Source organism: Carboxylicivirga longa, assembly GCF_050589825.1.
Lineage (GTDB): Bacteria > Bacteroidota > Bacteroidia > Bacteroidales > Marinilabiliaceae > Carboxylicivirga > Carboxylicivirga longa.
In genome coordinates, this window is sequence record NZ_JBNGOZ010000004.1 from 80,658 (window position 1) to 104,054 (window position 23,397).

13 protein-coding genes are annotated in these 23,397 nt (G+C 43.8%); 7 read left to right on the top strand and 6 right to left on the bottom strand.

All coding sequences use genetic code 11. The features are described 5' to 3' along the window. The first annotated feature begins 45 nt into the window (after window positions 1–45). From ACRD7A_RS04785 to gyrB, 3 genes are all read left to right on the top strand, one after another. Window positions 46–3,090 (top strand): tetratricopeptide repeat protein, encoded by a 3,045-nt coding sequence (locus tag ACRD7A_RS04785; protein ID WP_430809990.1) that lies wholly within the window; start codon window positions 46–48, stop codon window positions 3,088–3,090. Window positions 3,091–3,098: 8 nt separating this feature from the next. Continuing rightward, a complete protein-coding gene (locus ACRD7A_RS04790) occupies window positions 3,099–4,850 on the top strand; it encodes a hypothetical protein (protein ID WP_430809991.1) in 1,752 nt (583 codons plus the stop codon). A gap of 163 nt (window positions 4,851–5,013) precedes the next feature. Next, window positions 5,014–6,978 carry a DNA topoisomerase (ATP-hydrolyzing) subunit B gene (gene gyrB / locus ACRD7A_RS04795; protein ID WP_430809992.1) on the top strand — a complete coding sequence of 655 codons (1,965 nt, stop codon included), beginning with the start codon at window positions 5,014–5,016 and terminating at the stop codon, window positions 6,976–6,978. 118 nt (window positions 6,979–7,096) lie between these two features. On the opposite strand, the gene dapF is transcribed toward gyrB, so the two are convergent. Then, on the bottom strand, window positions 7,097–7,882 hold the full coding sequence (gene dapF, locus ACRD7A_RS04800) for a diaminopimelate epimerase (RefSeq protein ID WP_430809993.1): 786 nt from the start codon (window positions 7,880–7,882) through the stop codon (window positions 7,097–7,099). Window positions 7,883–8,239: 357 nt separating this feature from the next. On the opposite strand from dapF, the gene ACRD7A_RS04805 reads away from it, so the two are divergent. After that, window positions 8,240–9,718 (top strand): Do family serine endopeptidase, encoded by a 1,479-nt coding sequence (locus ACRD7A_RS04805; RefSeq protein ID WP_430809994.1) that lies wholly within the window; start codon window positions 8,240–8,242, stop codon window positions 9,716–9,718. An 82-nt stretch (window positions 9,719–9,800) separates the two neighbouring features. After that, on the top strand, window positions 9,801–10,661 hold the full coding sequence (locus ACRD7A_RS04810) for a sigma-70 family RNA polymerase sigma factor (protein WP_430809995.1): 861 nt from the start codon (window positions 9,801–9,803) through the stop codon (window positions 10,659–10,661). Window positions 10,662–10,695: 34 nt separating this feature from the next. On the opposite strand, the gene uvrB is transcribed toward ACRD7A_RS04810, so the two are convergent. The 4 genes from uvrB to ACRD7A_RS04830 form a co-directional block, all read right to left on the bottom strand. Continuing rightward, on the bottom strand, window positions 10,696–12,705 hold the full coding sequence (gene uvrB / locus ACRD7A_RS04815) for an excinuclease ABC subunit UvrB (protein ID WP_430809996.1): 2,010 nt from the start codon (window positions 12,703–12,705) through the stop codon (window positions 10,696–10,698). A gap of 79 nt (window positions 12,706–12,784) precedes the next feature. Continuing rightward, window positions 12,785–13,447 carry a hypothetical protein gene (locus ACRD7A_RS04820; protein WP_430809997.1) on the bottom strand — a complete coding sequence of 221 codons (663 nt, stop codon included), beginning with the start codon at window positions 13,445–13,447 and terminating at the stop codon, window positions 12,785–12,787. Window positions 13,448–13,772: 325 nt separating this feature from the next. Beyond that, window positions 13,773–14,528 (bottom strand): copper homeostasis protein CutC, encoded by a 756-nt coding sequence (locus ACRD7A_RS04825; protein WP_430809998.1) that lies wholly within the window; start codon window positions 14,526–14,528, stop codon window positions 13,773–13,775. Beyond that, window positions 14,521–16,434 carry an AMP-dependent synthetase/ligase gene (locus ACRD7A_RS04830; RefSeq protein WP_430809999.1) on the bottom strand — a complete coding sequence of 638 codons (1,914 nt, stop codon included), beginning with the start codon at window positions 16,432–16,434 and terminating at the stop codon, window positions 14,521–14,523. Before ACRD7A_RS04830 ends, ACRD7A_RS04825 begins: the two co-directional genes overlap by 8 nt. Window positions 16,435–16,619: 185 nt before the next feature. On the opposite strand from ACRD7A_RS04830, the gene ACRD7A_RS04835 reads away from it, so the two are divergent. After that, window positions 16,620–17,963 carry a tetratricopeptide repeat protein gene (locus tag ACRD7A_RS04835; protein WP_430810000.1) on the top strand — a complete coding sequence of 448 codons (1,344 nt, stop codon included), beginning with the start codon at window positions 16,620–16,622 and terminating at the stop codon, window positions 17,961–17,963. Window positions 17,964–18,040: 77 nt separating this feature from the next. Here the strand turns inward: ACRD7A_RS04835 and ACRD7A_RS04840 are convergent, their stop codons facing one another. Continuing rightward, window positions 18,041–19,096 (bottom strand): aldose epimerase family protein, encoded by a 1,056-nt coding sequence (locus ACRD7A_RS04840; protein WP_430810001.1) that lies wholly within the window; start codon window positions 19,094–19,096, stop codon window positions 18,041–18,043. A gap of 465 nt (window positions 19,097–19,561) precedes the next feature. Between ACRD7A_RS04840 and purL the strand changes: the two genes are divergently transcribed. After that, window positions 19,562–23,251: a phosphoribosylformylglycinamidine synthase gene (purL, locus tag ACRD7A_RS04845; RefSeq protein ID WP_430810002.1), complete on the top strand. Its 3,690-nt coding sequence runs from the start codon at window positions 19,562–19,564 to the stop codon at window positions 23,249–23,251. Window positions 23,252–23,397 lie beyond the last annotated feature (146 nt).

Here is a 23,397-nt window from a genome sequence, read left to right on the forward strand (position 1 = left end):
CTTCGTTTTTCATAGATACAATCATAAATTAAAGGCCTTATCCTTATGATGAGAATAATCGCGTTGTTGCTGTTTACTAGCCTGGTGCATCTAAGCAATGCACAGCAATCGCTTAACTACCAATCGCAAAAGCAACTATATGAACAAGGCATGGAGATGTATCGCCTTGGTAAATATGGCTTAGCACGCAATACTTTTACCGCCTATCTAAATCAGGCTGGCGATAATAGCCCTTCGCTGCAAGCTGAAGCAGCCTACCTGGTGGCTGTGTGTGCGCAAAAGTTGGAGAATGATGATGTGGAATACTTGTGGGAGCGTTACCTCATGGATTTTCCTTACAGTAATCGCTTGGAGTACGCCCGCATGCATTTGGGAGATTATTTTTTAGAGAGCCGTAAATACCGTCAGGCAAGTCGTTGGTACGATCGCGTTAAGGTGTCATCTTTAGATGATGCAGCACGCATTGATTACTACTATAATGCCGGTTATGCTTCGTTTGCGCAGGAGGAATATGATACTGCCTTGCAGCGGTTTAATAAAATACGTGGACGTGAGCACCGGTATAGTGCTGCGGTGAACTATTACTATGCGCATATACAGTATCATAAGGGCAATTATCAAACCGCACTCGAATCTTTTAAGAAGCTGGAAGGGGAGAAGGCGTTCAAGAAGGTGACTCCCTATTATATCGCACAAATATACTACCTGCAGGAGGATTACTCAGCTGCCATTAGCTATGCTGAAGAGCTTGCGGAAGGAGGTGAGCAGATGCGGCAAGCCGATATGAACCGAATTATAGCCGATTCTTATTACGCGCAAAAGAATTACGAAAAGGCGGTGGTGTATTATTTAAAAGTTCTTGATCTGTCCGATGAGCCGCGACGTGAGGATTATTATCACCTCGGTTTTGCCAACTATTTTCTGGGGCATTACGCGGAAGCAAGCACTAGTTTATCGCAGGTAGCGACGGGTGATGATGCTCTGGCACAGAATGCCTATTATCATTTGGGCGATTGTTATTTGCGTGCAGGGGATAAGAAAAGAGCGCGTGTGGCTTTTGAGGCAGCCTCTAAACTGGAGCATGATAAAGAGATACAGGAAGATGCTTCGTTTAATTACATCAAGTTAAATTACGAGCTGGCCTACTCGCCTTTCAATGAAATTATTAATTCGTTCATGCGTTACATCGAGCTGTTTCCTGAGAGCGACAAGGTTGATGAGGCATACACCTATTTGGGTAAAGCCTTTTTAACCACAAAAAATTACCGAGAGGCGCTTACTTCCATGGAGAAGATCAGTCATAAGACAGCGGATGTGTATCGTGCCTTGCAAAGGGTAGCGTATTTTAGGGGTCTTGAGCTTTTTACTGATCTTAATTTTAGCGAAGCCATTGAGTTTTTCGATTATAGCCTTAAATATGCCGAATACGATAAGACGCTTAAGATTGGGGCTTTCTACTGGCGGGGCGAAGCCTATTACCGTCAGGGCAATTATGCCAAGGCTATCACCGATTTTCGTGAGTTTATTTATCAACCGGGTTCTTTCGAGATGAAAGAGTTTTCGGTGGCTCATTATAATATTGCCTATAGTTATTTTAAACAGAAAGAATATGCCGAGGCACAAAGCTGGTTCCGTAAATTTATTAAGCTTAGCGATGGGCGCGACCGCGTGATGATGGGTGATGCCTATAATCGTACAGGTGATTGCTACTATGTGGAGCGTCAGTTCGATCAGGCCATTCTATGGTACGATAAAGCCTCGGCGATCCCAGAGGGGGCACCCGACTACGCCTTATTTCAAAAGGCTTTTTGCCAGGGGCTGATGAAGCAGTATGATCGTAAGATTAGTGTCCTTAACGATTTATTGGGGCGCTATCCGCAATCGCCTTATGTTGATGATGCACTTTATGAAACGGGTCGATCATATGTAGCTGTGGGCAATAGTGATAAAGCAATTTACTATTATAAGCGCACAAAGGAGAATTATCCTAAGGGTAGTTATGCTAAAAAGGCACTATTGCAGTTGGGGCTGGTTTATTACAACAGCAACGACAATGGTAATTCAATGACTTTTTATAAGCGGGTGGTGAATGAATACCCGGGTACTCCTGAAGCGGAAGATGCTCTGGCCGGTATTCGCAGTATCTATATGGACAATAACGACTTGAATGGCTATATGAAATATACGGCTTCGCTGGGTACCTTCGCCCAGGTAGATGAGCGTGAGCAGGATAGCCTTACCTTTGTATCGGCGGAGCGTTTTTACATGCAGAGTGATTGCGAACGCGCCATATCTCATTTTATGAATTATTTAACGCGTTTCCCGCAGGGTAAATTTGTATTGAACGCACATTTTTACAAAGCCGATTGCCAGTACAAGACAGGTGCCTATACCGATGCGCTCAGCTCCTTCGAGTATGTAGCGGGTCGCGAGCGTAGCCTCTTCACCGAGGAGGCCCTGATTCGCATGGGTGAACTGCATTATCAGCAGGGAGCGTACCAGCGTGCTTACGAAAGCTTTACGCGACTGGAGCTGGAGGCTGAGATAGCTGCCAATCGGTTGGAAGCGAAGATTGGTAAGATGCGTTGTCTGGCTAAGATTGATCAACCGGAACAGTGTATTGAAGCTGCCGAGAATTTGCTGGATCTACCTAAGGTGGCCGATGAAATCAAGCGCGAAGCTAGGTTTAATATGGCAGTTAGTCATCAGCATTTAGGCAATGAGCAGGATGCCTTCGAAAATTATAAGCTGCTTGCTAAGAACACCAAGAGTATTGAAGGTGCCGAGTCGAAATATCAGCTGGCGCAAATACTCTATGTTCGCGATAAGAAAGAAGCGGCAGAAAAAGAGGTGTTTGACTTTATTGATAAAGGGACATCTCATCAGTATTGGCTGGCACGCAGCTTTATTTTACTGGCCGAGATTTATCATGATCGTGGTGAAACCTTTCAGGCTATTCAGTATTTGCAAAGTATTAAGGATAACTATCAGGGTGATGATGATATTGCCCAGCGTGTTGATGGGTATCTAAAGGCATGGAATTCCCAGGATAATCAAGCTGCTACCGATAATCAAAACCCTGCAAACTAATGTATCAAATGAGAGTAATATATAGTTTTTTTGTGCTTCTCTTTCTAGGTAACTGCCTGGTTACAATGGCTCAGGAGGAGATTAGCCAGGATGTAAAAGTTGTTAAAGAATACACGCCCACTGTGTCCGATGCTTATAAAATTAGTTATATGCCCCAATTGGGCGATTCGGGCACGGTGAAGCCACGTTTTAATTATCATATATTAAGCACTTCGGTGGCTACTGACTATCAGCCATCGCCCATTGAGGCGGCGAAGATAAAAACGGCGCGTAAAGAATATCTGCACAAAACCTACCTGAAAGGGGGTGTGGGTAATTACAGTACCCTTGAGGCTGAGCTGGGATATAATATTCTGGCCAATGAGGAATACGTGCTAGGGCTGCAGGTAGGTCATATCAGTTCCTTGGGCAACATTACCCTGGAGGATGACAATACAGTGGATGCGCCTTACCATAATACGTCTGCCGGGCTCGATTTCAAGCATTTTTTCGATGATAAAACCCTGCTTGTTAACATGGATTTTGATCGTCGTGCATATCAATACTACGGTTATCAGACGCTTTCGCCCGAAGGGGCTTATGTCTTGCCCAATGGAGAATTGGTGGGTGGCATGCATTATATGCCTGAAGAGGATCAGCGTCTGTCTTTATTTAAAGCCACGGTTGGTCTGTATAATAATGAAGCAGATGTTCGAAAGACGCGATATAATGCCAATGCAGGAATTGAATCTTTCGGCACACTTACGGGCGTAAATCAGTTTGGCGTATTGCTAAACGGACAGGTGCATAAGCCCATTGATAACATAGGTTTGCGCCTTGATGCAGGTATTGAGGCTTATAAAACCAATGTGCCCGATTCGCTGGGGCCACGCTATACTTTCGACGATCGCTCTCAGCTATTGGTGCGGGTGCAGCCATCGCTTACTTTTAATTTCGATCGGGCAAAGCTCAGGGTAGGTATGTTGCTGGCTGGCGTTATTGATACGCAGGATGATAAGTTTTATGTAACACCTGATGTGCTGGGTGAGCTCACCGTTGTAGAGGGTATTGCCACGGTGTATGCCGGTATGAATGGTCGCGTCAGCATTAATGATTACGCAAGTATGATGTACGAAAATAATTTTGCGGCTGCTGATGTTAATGTAAAGTCGTCGGTGTATGGGCTCAATTTTGTGGGCGGTGTTAAAGGTAACTTTAGTGCTGCAACCTCCTTCTCAGCAGGTCTTGAGTATGGTTTGTTTAACGATGAGCATTTCTGGGTGAATCGATCCTTTAGTACGCGCGAAGAAGCTCCAGGCTTGAATGCAGCGCAGGATTATGGGAATATATTTGATGTGGTGTATGACGATGGCTCACTGCTTAAAGTACATGGAGAGTTGCTTTATCGACCCAAAGAAAGCATGAATTTTGCGCTTAGTGGAGCCTATTATGGTTGGCATCTCGATGAGCAGTTGGAGGCATGGCACAAGCCGGAAGTTGAGCTTGCGCTCGAAGGTAATTTCAAAGTGATGGAGAATCTGCATGCCTTGGCCGGAATTCATTATATGGGTGAGCGCTGGGCTTACGATGTTACGCGTGATGATTTAAGCAAAAAGTTAAAGGGCGTGGTTGATGTGAATGTTGAGGCGGAATATTTTTTCAGCAAGCAGTGGTCATTCTGGGTGGCAGTTAATAACCTGATGGCTGCAAAATACTATCAGTGGAACGGTTATCCTATGCAGGGATTTAATGCTCGCGCGGGTATAATTTTCTCATTCTAAAGTGCTTTAGAGGATGGCTTTTGAATAGGGTTTTTATGCGTAAAAATCATCGTTTTAAAGTCGTTTAAGATGATGATTTTTGCTATATTTGTGAGTCTTTCGAACGAAAGGATTTTTCCGACCGGTTAAGCCGGTTTTTTTACGCTTTTCAAAAGAAATAAAGATGAGTGATCAGTTAAATGAAAATGTAAATAAACAAGGTGAATATAGCGCCAGCAGTATTACTGTGTTAGAAGGCCTGGAGGCGGTTCGTAAGCGTCCGGCCATGTATATTGGTGATGTTGGCGAAAAAGGATTGCACCACCTGGTGTATGAAGTGGTGGATAACTCCATCGATGAGGCGCTTGCCGGACATTGCGACACCATTGAGGTAACCATTCATGAGGATGACTCCATCACGGTGAGCGATAACGGGCGGGGTATTCCTACTGATTTTCACGAAAAAGAAGGCCGCTCGGCATTGGAGGTAGTTATGACTGTGCTGCATGCCGGGGGTAAATTCGATAAAGACTCGTACAAGGTGTCCGGTGGTCTTCATGGTGTGGGTGTGTCTTGTGTTAACGCGCTTTCAACCATGCTTAAAGCAGAGGTGCATCGGGGCGGTAAAATATATACCCAGGAGTACTCGATTGGGAAGCCGGTAACGGATATTATCGAGGTAGGGACTACTGACCTTACGGGAACAAAGGTGACTTTTAAGCCTGATGTTTCAATCTTTACCAACCCTTCCTATAAGTTCTCTATTTTGGCTAACAGAATGCGAGAACTGGCCTTCCTAAACAAAGGTATTAAGATTCGCCTGACTGATGAACGTGAGTTGGATGAAGAAGAGCAGTTTAAAAGCGAGGAATACCATTCAGAGCGTGGTTTGGAGGAGTTCGTGGAGTTTATCGACGAGTCGCGGGAGAAATTGATCGATAAAGCCATTCATATTTCCACGGAGAAGAATGATATACCTGTTGAAATTGCCATTCTTTACAATACTTCATTCTCTGAGAATATTTACTCTTACGTTAATAATATTAACACCATTGAAGGAGGTACGCACCTCACAGGTTTTCGTCGTGGACTAACGCGTACACTAAAGTCATTTGCCGAAAAATCGGGGATGCTGAGTAAGCTGAAATTCGATATCAATGGTGATGATTTTCGTGAGGGATTAACGGCTGTTATATCTGTGAAAGTGGCTGAGCCTCAGTTTGAAGGTCAGACTAAGACCAAGCTTGGTAACAGCGATGTGAGCCTCTCGGTTGATCAGGCAGTAAGCACTATGTTAACCAATTATTTGGAGGAGAATCCAAAAGATGCTAAAGATATTGTTAACAAAGTAATTCTGGCGGCCCAGGCGCGTCATGCAGCACGCAAGGCACGTGAGTTGGTGCAGCGTAAGAGTGTATTGAGTGGCGGTGGTCTTCCGGGTAAACTGGCTGACTGTTCTGATAAAGATCCGGCGGCTTGCGAGGTATTCCTGGTCGAGGGTGACTCGGCAGGTGGAACGGCCAAACAAGGTCGTGACCGTAAGTTTCAGGCCATTCTGCCATTGCGTGGTAAGATTCTTAATGTGGAAAAAGCCTTGCAACATAAGGTTTTTGAAAGTGATGAGATTAAAAACATCTTCACAGCCCTGGGCGTAACCATCGGTACGGAAGAGGACAGTAAGGCCTTAAATGTTGAGAAGTTGCGTTACCATAAAATTGTGATCATGTGTGATGCCGACGTGGATGGTAGTCACATTGCCACTTTGATTATGACCTTTTTCTTTAGATACATGAAGTCCTTGATCGAGAATGGTTATCTTTACATTGCAACGCCACCATTGTATTTAATCAAGAAGGGGCAGCGTCAGACCTATTGCTGGAGCGAAGATCAACGTCAGCGCCTGGTGGAAGAATGGGGAGCTGGTAAGGAGAGTTCCCTTCATATTCAGCGTTACAAAGGTCTTGGTGAGATGAATGCTGAGCAGCTGTGGGAAACAACCATGAACCCCGAGCAGCGTACTTTACGTCAGGTTACCATTGAGAGTGCCACAGAGGCCGATCGTGTATTCTCTATGCTGATGGGCGATGATGTACCACCGCGACGTGAGTTTATCGAACAAAACGCTACCTATGCCAATATTGACGTCTAAATAAAAGATCGATAGATAAAAAAAGAGCTCCCAGGAGCTCTTTTTTTGTTGCTATTTGTTATTCAAAGGGCGATACTTTTATGATGATCAGGAAGTAATTGGTGTAAGATGCTCATTTTTAAACTTCAATACTGCCCTTAAATACTAAGGTAGCAGGTCCTTCTAGCCAAATATCCCTGAAGCCTTTATCGGTTGGTGTGAAATGCACTCTTAGCTGACCGCCCATCACCTTAATATCAAAATCTGTATGTTGCGGACGCCTCAGGTGTGCTGCCAGCGCACTGGCTACTACGCCTGTTCCGCAGGCCAGCGTTTCATCTTCAACGCCTCTTTCATAGGTTCTTACCTCCAGTTGATTACCGCCTTTTAGCGCCACAAAGTTAACATTGCAACCATCCGGGGCGTATTCCACCGAATTGCGTATTTTTCTACCTTCTGCTACTACGTCACAATCACTCACCGTATCAACAAAAGTTACATGGTGGGGCGATCCGGTGTTTAGAAAATAGGAATTATCGCCTTGTAAAAAGTTGGGTACATCAATCATTTTAAGGGTAATGATACCGTCTTTGTAGGCAGCGTGATGTTTGCCGTCAACAGCCATAAATGCAAAGTTATCGACGTCAGCGATTAACCCCTTGTGAACGGCAAAAGCAGCAATACACCGTCCTCCGTTGCCACACATCGAAGCTTCTCGTCCGTCGCTGTTAAAATAGCGCATGGTGAAGGAGAGCTCAGGGTGATCCTCAAGAAGCATCAGTCCATCGCCACCAATGCCAAAGCGGCGGTCGCAAAGGTGGCTAACCAATGTGGTGTCATCGCCATTAAATTCGCCATTCCTGTTATCGATGATAACAAAGTCGTTTCCTGTGCCCTGGTATTTAAAGAATTCAATTGTTTTCATATGATGGTTCATTTCTGTTATTATTCATCGATTACAAACATGATAAACGCCCTAATCATGAGGGTTCAATGCCCTCGATAGATTTCCGTACACCACGTAAGCAATTGACTTAAACAAAACGACAAATCGTCTTGTTTACATTACAAATGTATGCTGATATGACAGAATTTCCTTAATAATTGGCAAAAAAACGTTAAGGTCTGGTTAAAGTGAGGGCTAGGAATGAATTTTGAAGCTCATGATTTTATATATTGAATTGTCGCGATATAAAAAATGTTAAAATAAATCAGAATGGGCGACTTTCCATTATCCGCCCTTGATTGATTAACCTAACAATAACTTTTTAAAAGTATAAATATGAAAGCAAGAAACGTCTTTTACACATTTGCCATTGCAGTGATAAGTGCTGTTACTGGCGTTTATGTTTACTCGCATATCACCAAAAGCGAGCCAAAGGTAATAACCATTAAAGAAGAGGTGCCGGCCGTTGGTCATTTTACATCAACCAATGCCAGTGGGGCATTACCCGACCTTACTCTCGCAGCTGAGCGTACAGTACATGCTGTAGTGCATGTTAAAACACGTAGTAGGGGTAATGATTATTACTCAGGCAATCCTTTTTATGAGTTTTTCTTTGGTCCCGGCAGTGGTTATCGCCAGGAGCCTCAGCCTGTGCTGGGAGCCGGTTCGGGTGTGATTCTGACGAAAGATGGATACATTGTCACCAATAACCATGTGATTGATAAGGCGGACGAGATTGAGGTTACGCTCAATGATAAACGCACCTTTGCCGCTACGCTTGTGGGAGCCGATCCTACCTCGGATATAGCGCTTATTAAGATTGAGGCGGACGATGACCTGCCTTTTGTACCTTATGGTAGCTCCAGTGACTTAAAAGTTGGAGAGTGGGTGTTGGCTGTAGGTAACCCCTTCAACCTCACTTCAACCGTAACGGCCGGTATTGTTAGCGCTAAGGCACGAAGCATTAATATTATAGCCAATCGTAACCAAACGTTGGGGGTAGAGTCTTTTATTCAAACGGATGCGGCTGTGAATCCTGGTAACAGTGGTGGTGCTCTCGTTAATCAGCGGGGTGAACTTGTAGGTATCAATACTGCCATTGCTTCTCGCACGGGTTCTTTTACCGGTTACTCATTTGCTGTACCGGTCACTATTGCTAAAAAGGTGGTGGGTGATCTAATGGAATTTGGTGAGGTACAGCGTGGTTTACTTGGAGTCAGCATTATTGAAATGAGTAATGTCACTGATGAGTTGGCCGATGAGTTAGGGGTAACGATTGATAATATGGAGGGTGTATTTATTGGCAGCGTTGCACCCAATGGTGGAGCCGAAGAAGCGGGCATGCGTGCCGGAGATATCATTCTGTCGGTCAATGGTGAAACAGTAAACTCGGTGCCCGAGCTACAGGAGAAAGTAAGTATGCATCGCCCCGGAGAAAAAGTGAATGTAATGGTGCTGCGCGGTGGTAAACAGAAAGACTATGAAGTTACGCTGCGTAATATTCGTGGAACCACAGGTATTATCAAGGCCAATAAATTTGATGAGACATTGGGGGCAAGTCTTGAAGAAGTTTCGACAAGTGATTTAAGACGATTGGGAGTGCGTTATGGCATAAAAGTTGTTGATGTTGGCAATGGTAGTTTACGTAAAAGTGGGGTTAAGGAAGGATACATTATTACCAAAGTCAACGATACACCCATAAAAACGGTGGCTGATTTTAAGGCAGTAGTTGCCGGGGTAAAAGATGGCATGTTCCTAACAGGTATTTATCCAAATGGTCGTGTCGTATACTATGCTGTAAATTTGAATGATTAAAATGTTTTCCAGCTAAATGGCGCGAAAGCTTGGAAAATCAAGGAAAATATAGTACTTTTGTGCCTGATTTTTTGATAAGGATATGAGACAACTCAAGATAACAAAGTCGATTACTAACCGCGAAAGCGCATCTTTGGATAAATATCTGCAGGAAATTGGTCGTGAAGAACTGATTTCTGTGGAAGAAGAGGTTGAGTTAGCGCAACGCATTAAAAAAGGTGATCAAATCGCTTTGGAAAAGCTGACAAGGGCCAACCTTCGATTTGTCGTTTCTGTTGCAAAACAGTACCAAAATCAGGGATTGAGCCTTCCGGATTTAATTAATGAAGGTAATCTGGGATTGATTAAGGCTGCCGAAAAGTTCGATGAAACACGGGGCTTTAAGTTTATTTCTTACGCGGTTTGGTGGATCCGACAGTCGATTTTGCAAGCTTTAGCTGAACAGTCTCGTATTGTGCGTTTGCCTTTGAATCAGGTAGGATCGCTTAATAAAATTAACAAGGCCTATTCCAAGTTCGAGCAGGAGAATGAGCGCAAGCCTTCACCGGAAGAGCTAGCCGATAAGTTGGAGATACCAGCGGAGAAGGTAGCCGATACGATGCGTGTGTCGGGAAGACATATTTCTGTAGACGCACCCTTTGTTGAAGGTGAGGATAATAGCCTTCTTGATGTGTTGGTTAATGGTGATTCTCCCAATGCTGACAAAACTTTGATCAATGAGTCATTGGCTCGCGAGATTGAGCGTGCCCTGGCTACCCTTACTGAGCGCGAAAGTGATATTATAAAGCTTTTCTTTGGTATCGGGTGTCAGGAGATGACGCTGGAAGAAATAGGTGAACGCTTTGGATTAACACGTGAGCGTGTGCGTCAGATCAAGGAAAAGGCAATTCGTCGTCTGCGTCATACCTCACGCAGTAAATTGCTGAAATCTTATTTAGGATAATAATTAAGCATGATATTTCTAAAAAAGCCTCAAATTATTTCGAGGCTTTTTCATTTAATAGTCCTTCTAGTCTTTTGATTTCGTCGCGGTACTGTGCCGCTGTTATAAAGTCAAGCTCCTTAGCAGCTTTCTGCATCTCTTTGCGGGTTTTTTCAATGGCTTTTTTCAAGGCATCGCCTGTCATGTATTCCACCACAGGATCAGCAGCTATATCTTTGTTATCGGGTCCAATATAAGCTTTTGCATTGGATGAGGCTTCAATAATGGTCGTTCGCTGTTTATTGATTTGCGTTGGCGTGATGTTGTTCCGTTCGTTGTATTTGAGCTGTTTTTCGCGTCTGTAAAGCGTGGCGTCAATAGTTGCCTGCATACTTTTTGTGATGGTATCGGCATACATGATTACACGGCCATTAAGGTTACGAGCGGCGCGTCCGGCGGTTTGGGTTAATGAGCGTTCTGACCGCAAAAAACCTTCTTTGTCAGCATCCAGGATGGCTACCAAAGATACTTCGGGCAAATCCAGTCCTTCTCTGAGCAGGTTAACCCCGATAAGCACATCGAAGGTTCCCAGACGTAGGTTTTCCATTATTTTAACGCGTTCCAGCGTATCCACATCGGAGTGTATGTATTCGCATTTGATGGACATGCGGCTCAGGTATTTGGTGAGTTCCTCAGCCATGCGCTTGGTGAGCGTGGTTACCAGTGTGCGTTCATTTCGATCAATGCGATCACTGATTTCATTGATAAGGTCATCAATCTGATTTTGGCTGGGGCGTACATCAATTACCGGATCCAGCAGGCCGGTGGGACGTATCAGCTGCTCCACAATGATGCCTTCGGATTTCTCCAGTTCATAATCGGCCGGTGTGGCACTCACATAAATTATTTGATTAATGAGTGCTTCAAATTCCTCAAATTTAAGGGGGCGGTTATCCATAGCAGCAGGTAGTCGAAAGCCATATTCAACCAGGTTTTGCTTGCGTGATTTGTCACCTCCGTACATGGCCCTAATCTGTGGTATGGTTACGTGGCTTTCATCGATAACGATCAAATAATCATCCGGGAAATAGTCCAATAGGCAGAAGGGGCGTGTTCCTTCCTCGCGGCCATCAAAGTAACGGGAATAGTTTTCGATGCCGGGACAATAGCCTAACTCGCGTATCATTTCAAGGTCATAGTTAACACGCTCGTCTAGTCTCTTGGCCTCCTGTGTTTTGCCTTGTTCTTTCAAAAAGGCCAGATGTGCTGTTAAATCGTCCTGTATGGCGCGTATAGCTTCCTGTGTGCGTTCTTTGGACGTGATGAATATATTAGCAGGATAGATGGTGATCTGCTCCAATGATTCAATACGCTTGCCATTCTCAGGATGAAATAGCTCGATGGCTTCCACTTCATCGCCCCAGAAGATGATGCGGCAGGCATGGTCAGCGTAGGCTAGAAATATCTCAACCGTATCGCCTTTAACCCTGAAATGTCCCCTTTCGAACATTACTTCGTTGCGCGAATACAAGCTGTCAACAAGCTGTCGTAAGAAAGCGTTACGTGCCAGTGTCATGTTCTGGGAAATGCTTATCACACCGGCATGAAAATCGTCGGGATTACCGATGCCGTATAGGCAAGAAACAGAGGATACAACAATAACATCGCGTCGACCCGACAAAAGGGCGGAGGTAGCACTTAGCCTTAATTTTTCTATTTCATCATTGATGGAAAGGTCTTTCTCGATATAGGTATCGGTAACGGGCAGGTAGGCCTCGGGCTGATAGTAATCGTAGTACGATACAAAATATTCAACTGCATTGTTAGGAAAAAATTGCTTGAACTCACCATACAGTTGGGCTGCCAGGGTTTTATTGTGCGAAAGGATCAGTGTGGGGCGTTGTACCTGTTCAATTACATTGGCAATGGTAAATGTTTTGCCTGAGCCGGTAACACCCAATAACGACTGATGTTTGCTGCTATTTACAAGACCTTGGGTCAGCTGCTCAATCGCCTGTGGTTGATCACCGGTAGGTGCAAAATCCGATATTATCTTAAACTCCATTGGCATTGTTTATTTAAATGTTTAAATAGACAAAAAAAGAGTTGCAAATGCAACTCTTTGGGTGTATCGTATAGATATTTTATCGTCTCTTTCTTCGCTTTTTATTGATCGATTTTAGGTTACGTTTGGATGAACTTCTGTAGTGCGATCGCGTTTTCATGTATGCTTTTCTGTTGTACTTTGGCTCGTTCTTCCAGCGGCTGTCATTAATTAGGAAGGTTAAACCCACGGAAGTGGTATAGTAGAAGTCGTTGGACTCAGTTTGAATAATACCCCCCCCCGGTACTTCGTATTCTTTATGGCCATCTAGTTCATCTGTAAAGGGCACAGTTCCTACTGCTTCTACATTGACGCTCCATTGGGAGTTTATCCAGAGCGATAATCCGAGGCCACCAGAGAAGGAGGGCGTGATGCCGCTACTTTCATTCCATACCGATCCATATTCAAACGGAGGTGTGAAGCTTTGTCCATAAACGCCCCAGTATTTCGTTGCATTGTAATATATCAGACCTACTTGTCCAATTACATATGGGTTGAATGTTCGTTGTTTAAAGTAGCCTAAGAGTACATTTAAAGGTTTAAACGTTGCTCCCACATTAAATTCGCCATAGAAATTATCAAACCAGGCGTTTTCCGTATCATCGCTGGCAAACTGCGTGCCACTCATTTTGCCGCCCATCAGGCTTGCTCTCGCAGCTAAAAAGGTGGTGAGCTCTTTTTCGGCGGTTACTCCTCCGGTCATATTTGTCCGTCCATTGTCTACAAAATCGCCATAGAAGTGGTTGGCTCCAAGACGCCCTGTAACACTGAATCCTTCCCATATTCTCGGCTTTCTTCTACGTTGAGCTCCGGACTCGGGAACAAGCATTGCGAGGAGAATAATAATAACAATAAAATATCTTAATGACAATGGCATTCGAATGTGCTTTAATTTAGGATGTAAAAATGTAAAAAACTTTACGATTACAAAAATCTATTTGTTTCAAAGTTATCAGAAAGATGGCGTTTGAGAGGAAAAACTTTATCACCTGACTATTTTAATGAGCTAACCTTTCAATTTATTACACTTAAATTTCTGAAACGGCACGAATATTTGCTTCGATAGTAGCCGTGTCGGAATAAAAGCGACTAAACTCTGCAATGCCATCGATACCTCCCATATTGATCCGTTCGTTTTTAAAGAGCATGGGTGAGGCGCTTTCTTTGCGTGCCGAGAAGTGAAATTCCCGAGCCTCTGTTTCTTTGGCTATGCGTGCAATATTATTGGGGTTAACGCCGGAACCAACGAGAATTTGAATTCGCTCGGCGGCTTGTTTGATAATTTTCTTTAGGTTATCAATGCCTACTTCAGCTGTTTGCTCCAGACCGGAGGTAAGAATGCGCGTTACACCCAGGTCTATGAGTTGCTCCAGGGCTTCCATTGGTTCCCTGCACATATCAAAGGCCCGATGGAATGTAAATGGAAGGTTGCCCGATGCTTCAATTAAGCGCTTGGTATTCTTTGTATCAATGTCGCCATTGGCCAGTAGGCAGCCCGATACGATGCCGTCAGCACCCAGCTGCCGTGCCATAGCAATGTCGGCCAGCATTACCGACATCTCATCTTCATTATAGACAAAATCGCCACCCCGTGGTCGAATGATTACAAATACCTTTAGCGTCTTAGCTTTTTCCTTTACTAACTTTATCATGCCGGCACTCGGCGTAGTGCCACCTTCAAAAAGATTATCGCATAGTTCAACACGCTGGGCGCCCGCGGTTTGCGCATTTAGAGCAGACTGAACCGAGTCGATACAGACTTCAAACGAAATATTTTTATTCATTATTATTCAAAAAAGTTCTTAAGTTATGAGCGTTAGTCTCTGATAAAAAGTTTTTGGCTTTCGGGCTGTAAAGATAGTCAATCTCCTCAGAAAAATGAGCTTCTACTTTTGGACGTACAACCTTCATTGTGCTGTTGAGCAACTTATTTTGTTCGGTAAAGCTCTCTTTTAATATTACCAATGTGCTGGGTAGCCAGCGTGCCGGAAAGTTAAAATGCGCCTCTTCTTTTAAAGTATTTAGTTCTTCCTGTATGATTTGAAGAACATTGGCCAGTGCCTCATCCGAATCTTTTGACTGACTGTTTTGCTTCAGCCAGGCATTGATTTTCTCTTTGTTGGGTACAATCAAACCGCTGGTAAAAGGATTCTGATTGTTATGCAGAATAAACTGATCAATATATTCACAGTGGTCAATAATGGCCTCTTCAATTCCTTCTGGGCTGTATTTCTCACCATCGGCACCTATCAGCAAGCTTTTAAAACGACCCAATACATACAAATAATTATTTGCATCCAGATAGCCCAGATCGCCGGTATAGAGCCAGCCTTCTTTGATGGTGTCTTGTGTCGCTTCTTCATTGCGCCAGTAGCCCTGCATTACATTTTCACCACGGATTACAATTTCACCTTTCTGTCCCGTTGCTAGTGTTTTGCCCTCATCATCACATATTTTAATTTCCAGATTGTTTACCACTTTTCCTGAGGATCCCAACTTGTGAAATTTGGGTGTATTAGCCGAAATGATGGGAGAGGCCTCGCTGAGTCCATAGCCCTGATACATTGGAATACCGATGGCATAGAAGAAGCGTTGCAAATCAATGTCGAGGAGAGCGCCACCGCCAATAAAATATTGCAGTTGACCGCCAAAGCGTTCTTTTATCTTGCCGAAGATAAGCTTTTTATAGAAGGCGTAGAGGGGATAGCTTAATTTCTTAAGCCCCTTGCCGGCATCATCACCATTGCCATTATACCAGTAGGCAAAGTGAAGACCCGAGCGGAAAAGCTTGTTTGCAAGCGCCCCTTTGCCCTCGATGCCTTTTTCTATGTTCTTCTTAAAATTTTTTGCCAAGGCTGGTACGCTCATTAATATTTCAGGTTTAATTTCCTGCATATTGGTAACGAAGTTCTTGAGTGTTTCGTGTTGGTTGCGACCGTTTTGTACACAGGCGATGGAGGCACCTTTATGCATAAAGGAATACAATGCTGCAGTGTGTGCAAAGGCATGATCCCAGGGGAGGATGACCAGTGTTTTATAATGTTGTGGCACATTAATATAGCTAAAGGCCTGTTCTACATTAGCGGTGTAGTTACGGTGCGAAAGGATGATTCCCTTAGGATCTGCTGTAGTACCCGATGTGTAGCAGATGTTTGCGTGTGTTTCGGGTTTTACAGCTTGCATTTTTTGACTGAGAGCCGCTGGGTGTTGCGCAGTATATTCTTTTCCAAGCTTCAGGAAATCGTTTATTGCAATTTCAGCCTCCTTAAGATCTTCAATGTCATCCAAAACGATTATTCGCTTTAGGCTTGTTAGCTCATTTCCGACCTGGCGTATCTTGTTCAGTTGATTTCTCGAAACAATGATGGTCTCAGCTTGGGAGTGGTTAAGGCGAAATATCAGATCACTATCAGCTTCCAGCTTGGTGGATAGCGGTACATTGATGGCCCCCAGGTATAATATAGCCAACTCGCTTACAAGCCATAGGCGTCGGCCTTCCGAGAGGAGTGCAACCCGATCTTTTTCTTTAATACCCAAAGCCAGTAACCCATTGGCAAATTGGTGTACCTGAGTCTGAATTTGTTGATACGAATAGGATTTATATTGGGTGTTGGTTTTCTCCCAAATAAGGGCGTTATCCGGATGCTTGGCAACACTATCTTCAAAGAAGTCAATTATACTCTTCATCATGATTCAATATTTTCGGCAACGAATATAGTGCAAAAATCTATAACGTGTTCGTTTTCGCCCACCTGGTGTATCAATGCGTACATATTGTTAATTTATTTATGAATATAAGTGATTAATAAACAGAGTTTAGGTGTGGTTGGCCTGAAGGTTGTTGTAGTATGCTCGTTATTTAAAAACTAATGACCATGAAGCGACAAATTCTAAGCCTTTTACTTGTGGTGTTTGTAATTACACCATGGGCGAGTACACATGCCCAAGCCTCCATGCAAATGGATAGCGTTGAGTGTTTAAAAAACTATTCCCTGTATAAAGAGGCCCTCAAGAAAAAAATGTATGATTATTCCATTGGTGCCTGGCGTACCATGTTTAATGAGTGTCCTGATGTTACCATTCGTCTTTATAGCGATGGTATTGATATTTATAAGCATTATATAAAAAAGGAAAAGGATGCCTTGGTAAAAGAAGCTTTGGTGGATACCTTGCTGATGATATACGATCAGCGTATGCAGTATTTTGGGTCACACCCTAAGTATCCCAAAGGTTGGGTGCAGGGACGCAAAGGTATAGATATTGTTACATACAGGCGTGACGAGATAGAGTCTTTAAAACAGGCTGTTGCGTGTTTCAAAGCATCTTTTAATCAACTGGGAAATGATACGGAAGCCATGGTGGCAGTTAATTGGTTGCAGGCTGTGAATGTGCTTGTTGATCAGGGAGAGCTTGCCGAGGATGAGTTGTTAAGTGTATATTTGGATGTGGACGCTGTGTTAGCGGCGCACATAGCAAGACAGAAGAATGATAAAGCGATTGAAATGCTTAATAAGGCCAGCGATGCCTGCACGCAGATTCTTGCCCAAAGTGGTTTTAGTGATTGTTCAACCATTCAGCTGGCATTGGCTGAGAATTATGAGCTAGTGAAGGATAATGCAGCAGGATTGGAGCGCATGCTTAATTTACTTGCGGCCCTTAACTGTGACGGAGGTGATTTGTACGCCCGGGCGGCAGAGCGAAACTATCAGTTAGTGCCCAGCGCCAAGGCTTCCTATCTGTTGGCCAAATATTTTATCCGTCAGAATAAGTTTGATAAAGCAAAGGACTACTATTTAAAAACCATTAGTCAGGCCGATGATGAGGATTTACAAGCCAAATGCTTCTATGAATTGGCTGTGGTTACCTTCTCGCATTTTAAGAATAGTCGTGACGCCCGCACTTATGCACAGAATGCTTTGGAGAAAAAAACAGACTGGGGAAAGCCACATATTCTAATTGGTAATATATATGCCCAGGAAAGTGAGCACTATGGCGATAGTGATTTCGAGCATCAGACGGTGTATTGGGTAGCCTTAGATCGCTTTAAAAAAGCTATGGCCATTGATCCGGAATGTACTGAGGAGGCACAGAAGCAGATTAATTTGTACTCGCAATATCTTCCTGACAAGGAGACTGGATTTTTTCATGGCATACAGGAGGGTGATCAGTATACAGTGGGATCGTGGATTAATGAGCAAACCACTGTGCGGTATCGTTAGTGGCCAATTCATTTGTTAATAAGTTAAATCTAATAAATATTAAGAGCGTTACTTTTTGGGTAACGCTCTTTGTACTTTTATTCTGCCAGACCAAATTTGTAAACGGTGGTTTGCCGGTAGGTTTCACCCGGTCTGAGTATCGCACTCGGAAATGCCGGTTCGTTAGGGGAGTTGGGGAATTTTTGAGCTTCGAAACAGATACCGTAGTTTTCGTTGAACTTAATTCCATCGCGCTGAAAGCTGCCGTCCAAAAAGTTCCCTGTATAAAGCTGGAAACCGGGTTCGGTAGTGTAAAACTCAAGAAAACGGCCGGTGCTGGCATCTACCAGGCGGGCTCCCATATTTAGGTCGCCCTCAACACCGTTAATAACATAGTTATGATCATAGCCTTTGCCATCTACATCGGCAATGCGCTCGCCTATTTTCTGTGGTAAAAGAAAATCCATGGGGGAGTCATGCACCGATAAGATCTCACCTGTTGGTATGTCGTTTTCATCTTTGGGCGTAAACTTATCAGCATAGAGTACCATCTGATGATCCAATACATTGTGCTGCATGCTCGACAGGTTAAAATAACTGTGATTACTTAGGTTAACTATAGTAGGTTTGTCAGTGACTGCTTCGTAATCAATAACCAATTCATTATCAAAAGTAAGGGTGTAGGTCATCTTCACATGAAGTTGCCCCGGATAGCCCTCTTCCATATCTTCCGATGTGAGTGTAAGTATCACACCTGTTCGTTTGGGCTCTTTAAAAGTTTCCATTTTCCAAATTTTTTGGTGGAAGCCCTTGGGACCTCCATGCAAGGCATTGGGTCCGTTATTGCAACTTAGCTGATATGTTTGGTCATCAATGCTGAAGGTTCCGTTTTTAATACGATTGGCATAGCGGCCAATAGCTGCCCCAAAATAAGGACAGTTAGCCTGGTAGGATTCATTCAGGTAGTCCTGAACATCGTCAAAACCCAGCACTATTTCAGCAAAATTACCCCGACGGTCAGGTGTTTTAATACTCATGATGATGCCTCCGTAGTTGGTTACCGTTACCTGTGTATGCTTGCGGTTTTGTAACACTACGGTTTTTATTTCTTGGTTTAGCGCATCAATAAATTGGGATTCTTGGTTAATAATCATAGTGACGTTTGTAAATTACACATGCAAAAATAACAAAAAAGTTAGTTTTAACATTTTTATACTTTTTTATTGTTAGGTGTTGAAAAAGTAGTAGATTTATAGCTGAAAGGTAATTAAAACTTTCGTTCAAACCGGCTGTTTTGTATCTGAAAAGATATTAAATAATAAGCGCAGGTAGTTTTTTGGTTTTAGAGAGAAGAGGTTATTCGTTGGGATAACCTCTTTGTTTTACATTGACTCTGATGAATTGGTGTCGATAGGTCGAGGCAGAGTTGGCGATTGATAAAAAATTGCTTTGACAGTTATACAAAAGTGAGGCATTAAGCGTAAGAATATTTTAACAGAATACCATTTCTAAGTTCTTAAATGCTGTGATTGGTGAATATTCGCTTTTTTACTCTATGAAAACGACCGAACTATTACTAAATTTGCAGCTTATTAAAAACTAATTCAAAACATTCATTCATGGTTCTGTTTTTCAAGGGTAGCTCAAAGCAGATTATTGCGGTGGGAACGCAAGCCGATCTTTCAGCTGATAACATTAATAAGTTAGAGTGGCTATTTAGTGGTGCAAAGCTTTCTGAAAGTAAAACTTTAGAAGGCTTTTTTGTTGGGCCACGTAAAGAGATGATTACTCCCTGGAGTACCAATGCAGTTGAGATAACGCAAAATATGGGCGTTGATGGCGTAATGCGCATCGAAGAATTTTTTGAGGTAGATTCTGAGAACGCAGAATTTGATCCGATGCTTCAGACTCTTTATAAAGGTCTTGATAGTACTATTTTTACCATTGATAAAGAGCCGGAGCCCATTGTTCATATTCATGATATTGCGGCGTATAATGTGCAGGAAGGCCTGGCCTTAAGTAGCGAGGAAATTAATTATTTGAATGAATTGAGTGGGCGTTTGCGGCGTCCGTTGACCGATAGTGAGGTATTTGGATTTTCACAGGTTAACTCCGAGCATTGTCGACATAAAATTTTCAATGGTATTTTTATCATTGATGGTGTAGAGAAAGAGAGCTCGTTATTTAAGCTAATTAAGCGTACATCGAAGACCAATCCAAATTTCATTGTATCGGCTTATAAAGATAATGTGGCCTTTATAGAAGGACCCAAAGCCATGCAATTTGCTCCTGGCCGTCAGGATACGGCTGATTTCTTTGAGACAAAAGAAATTGATACCGTTCTATCTCTGAAGGCAGAAACCCATAACTTTCCCACAACAGTGGAGCCTTTTAATGGTGCAGCAACGGGCAGTGGGGGTGAGATACGCGATCGATTGGCTGGTGGACAAGGCTCTTTGCCATTGGCAGGTACAGCGGTATATATGACCTCTTATTCGCGCAGTGAAGCGGGTCGGGAATGGGAGCAAAATATTCCTGAAAGACCCTGGTTGTACCAAACGCCTGAAGAAATATTAATCAAAGCTTCCAATGGAGCCTCCGACTTTGGAAATAAATTTGGTCAGCCCATGATTTGTGGCTCGGTACTTACCTTCGAACATTTCGAGCATCATAAGAAATTTGCTTTTGACAAGGTGATTATGCTGGCCGGTGGTATTGGTTTTGGTCGCAAGGAACACGCGCTTAAGGCCGATCCTGAAAAAGGTGATAAAGTGGTTATCCTGGGGGGTGATAATTATCGTATCGGTATGGGTGGTGGAGCTGTATCGTCTGTGGCTACCGGAGAGTTTGATAATGCTATTGAGCTCAATGCAGTACAGCGATCGAACCCTGAGATGCAGAAACGTGCTATGAATGCCATTCGCGCCCTGGCAGAATCTGATAATAATCCCATCGTATCCATCCATGATCATGGTGCCGGGGGGCATCTTAACTGCCTGTCAGAATTAGTTGAGACTACCGGTGGTACCATTCATCTTGATAAACTGCCTGTGGGTGACCCAACCTTGTCGGCCAAGGAAATTGCCGGTAATGAGTCACAGGAGCGCATGGGCCTTGTGCTGAAAGAAAAAGATATTGAAAACCTGAAGAATATTGCCGCCCGCGAGCGCGCTCCTTTCTACGAGGTAGGGGAGACAACCGGCGATATGCATTTTAAGTTTGAAGATGATAAGGGTAACGCTCCCATCGATTGGCAATTAGCCGATATGTTCGGTAATCCGCCAAAAACCATTATGAAGGATGAGACGGCCGATGACCGTTTTGCGGCTGTTGAATACGAAACTACTGAAATTGAAAAGTACATCAGTAACGTTTTGCAGCTGGAGGCCGTGGCCTGTAAAGATTGGCTAACCAATAAAGTAGACCGGTCGGTAACAGGTAAGGTAGCTAAGCAGCAGTGTGCGGGTGAGTTACAGTTGCCTTTGAATAACCTGGGAGCATGTGCCATCGACTATAAAGGTGAAAAAGGTATTGCCACTTCCATCGGTCATGCACCTGCTATTGGATTAGTAGATGCTTCTGCCGGAGCCGTTGTTTCGGTTGCCGAGGCCTTAACCAACTTGGTGTGGGCGCCGCTAACGCATGGCTTAAAAGGGGTTTCTTTAAGTGCCAACTGGATGTGGCCATGTAAGAATAAAGGCGAAGATAGCCGTCTGTATCGTGCCGTGGAAGCCGTGAGCGATTTTAGCTGCGAGCTGGGAATTAACATTCCTACAGGCAAGGATTCCTTGTCGATGACACAAAAGTACAAGGATGGTGATCTGGTTTATAGCCCGGGCACGGTGATTATTTCAGGAGCCGGTGAGGTGAGCGATGTTAAAAGGATTGTTGAGCCTGTTTTGGCCAAAGATACCGATACGCATCTACTGCATATCGACCTGTCTTTTGATAGCCTGAAGCTGGGCGGTAGCTCATTCGCTCAGGTGGTGAATAAACTAGGTGCAGAAGCGCCCACTGTGACGGATACTGCCTATTTCAAGAGTGGTTTCAATGCTATCCAGGAGCTGATTAATAAAGGACTGGTACTGGCCGGGCATGATATTTCGGCCGGTGGTATGGTTACGGCTTTACTGGAGATGAATTTTTCCAACACGAGCTTTGGTGCGAAAGTCAACTTAAGCAATTATGCAGAGAAGGATTTGGTGAAGCTGCTATTTAGCGAAAATCCGGGTGTTATTATTCAAGTGAAAGATCTGGCTGCGGTAACAGCTGTTCTCGAGGGGCATGGTATTGAGTTTATAGCTTTGGGTCAGCCGCAGGAATCACGTTGCTTAGATATTGAGCATAATGGGCAGCAGTTAAGTCTTGATATTGATAAATACCGCACGGACTGGTACAGAACGTCATATTTGCTTGATCGTAAGCAGAGTGGTGAGGACTTGGCTAAAGAGCGTTTTGAAAATTACGCAGGTCATGCCCTGGAATATAAATTCCCAAAGACATTTACCGGAGAGCTTAAGCAGTGGGATCTAACCCTGGATCGCAAAACACGCAGTGGTGTAAAAGCGGCCATCATCCGGGAGAAAGGGGTGAATGGCGATCGCGAGATGGCTTACAGTATGTTCCTGGCTGGTATGGATGTGAAAGATGTGCACATGACCGATTTAATTGCAGGGCGTGAGACTTTGGAAGATGTGAATATGATTGTGTTTGTGGGTGGTTTCTCAAATAGCGATGTGTTGGGATCGGCTAAGGGATGGGCTGGTGCCTTCCTTTATAACCCACAGGCCCAAAAGGCACTGGATAATTTCTATGCGCGCCCCGATACTCTGAGTATGGGTATTTGTAACGGTTGTCAGCTGATGGTGGAGCTGGGGCTTGTTTATCCTGAGCATGCCGATAAGCCTAAGATGCTGCACAATAAGTCGCATAAGTTCGAATCTATTTTCCTGAACATGACCATTGAGGAGAATGATAGTGTGATGTTAGGTTCTCTCTCGGGAAGCAAATTAGGTGTTTGGGTAGCACACGGAGAAGGTAAATATCATCTGCCTTATGCCGAGGAGCAATATAATATTGTGGGAAAATATGCCCACGAGAGTTATCCGGCCAACCCCAATGGCAGTGATTATAATACAGCTGCCATTTGCTCGCATGACGGTCGTCACCTGGCGATGATGCCACACTTGGAACGTGCCGTTTTCCCATGGCAGTGGGGATATTATCCGGCCGATCGTAAAAACGATGAGGTTTCGCCATGGATTGAGGCTTTTGTAAATGCCCGCAAGTGGATAGAAACAAAGAAGTAGGGTCTTAATTTAAGGCTAATGCATATTATAAACCTGTCAGGACTTGAAATTCCTGATAGGTTTTTTTTATGTCTCATTACCCATGGTGTCTATTACCCCCTGAAAGCCAGTAGAATGAAATTTAACCGCAAAAAACAATAATTTAA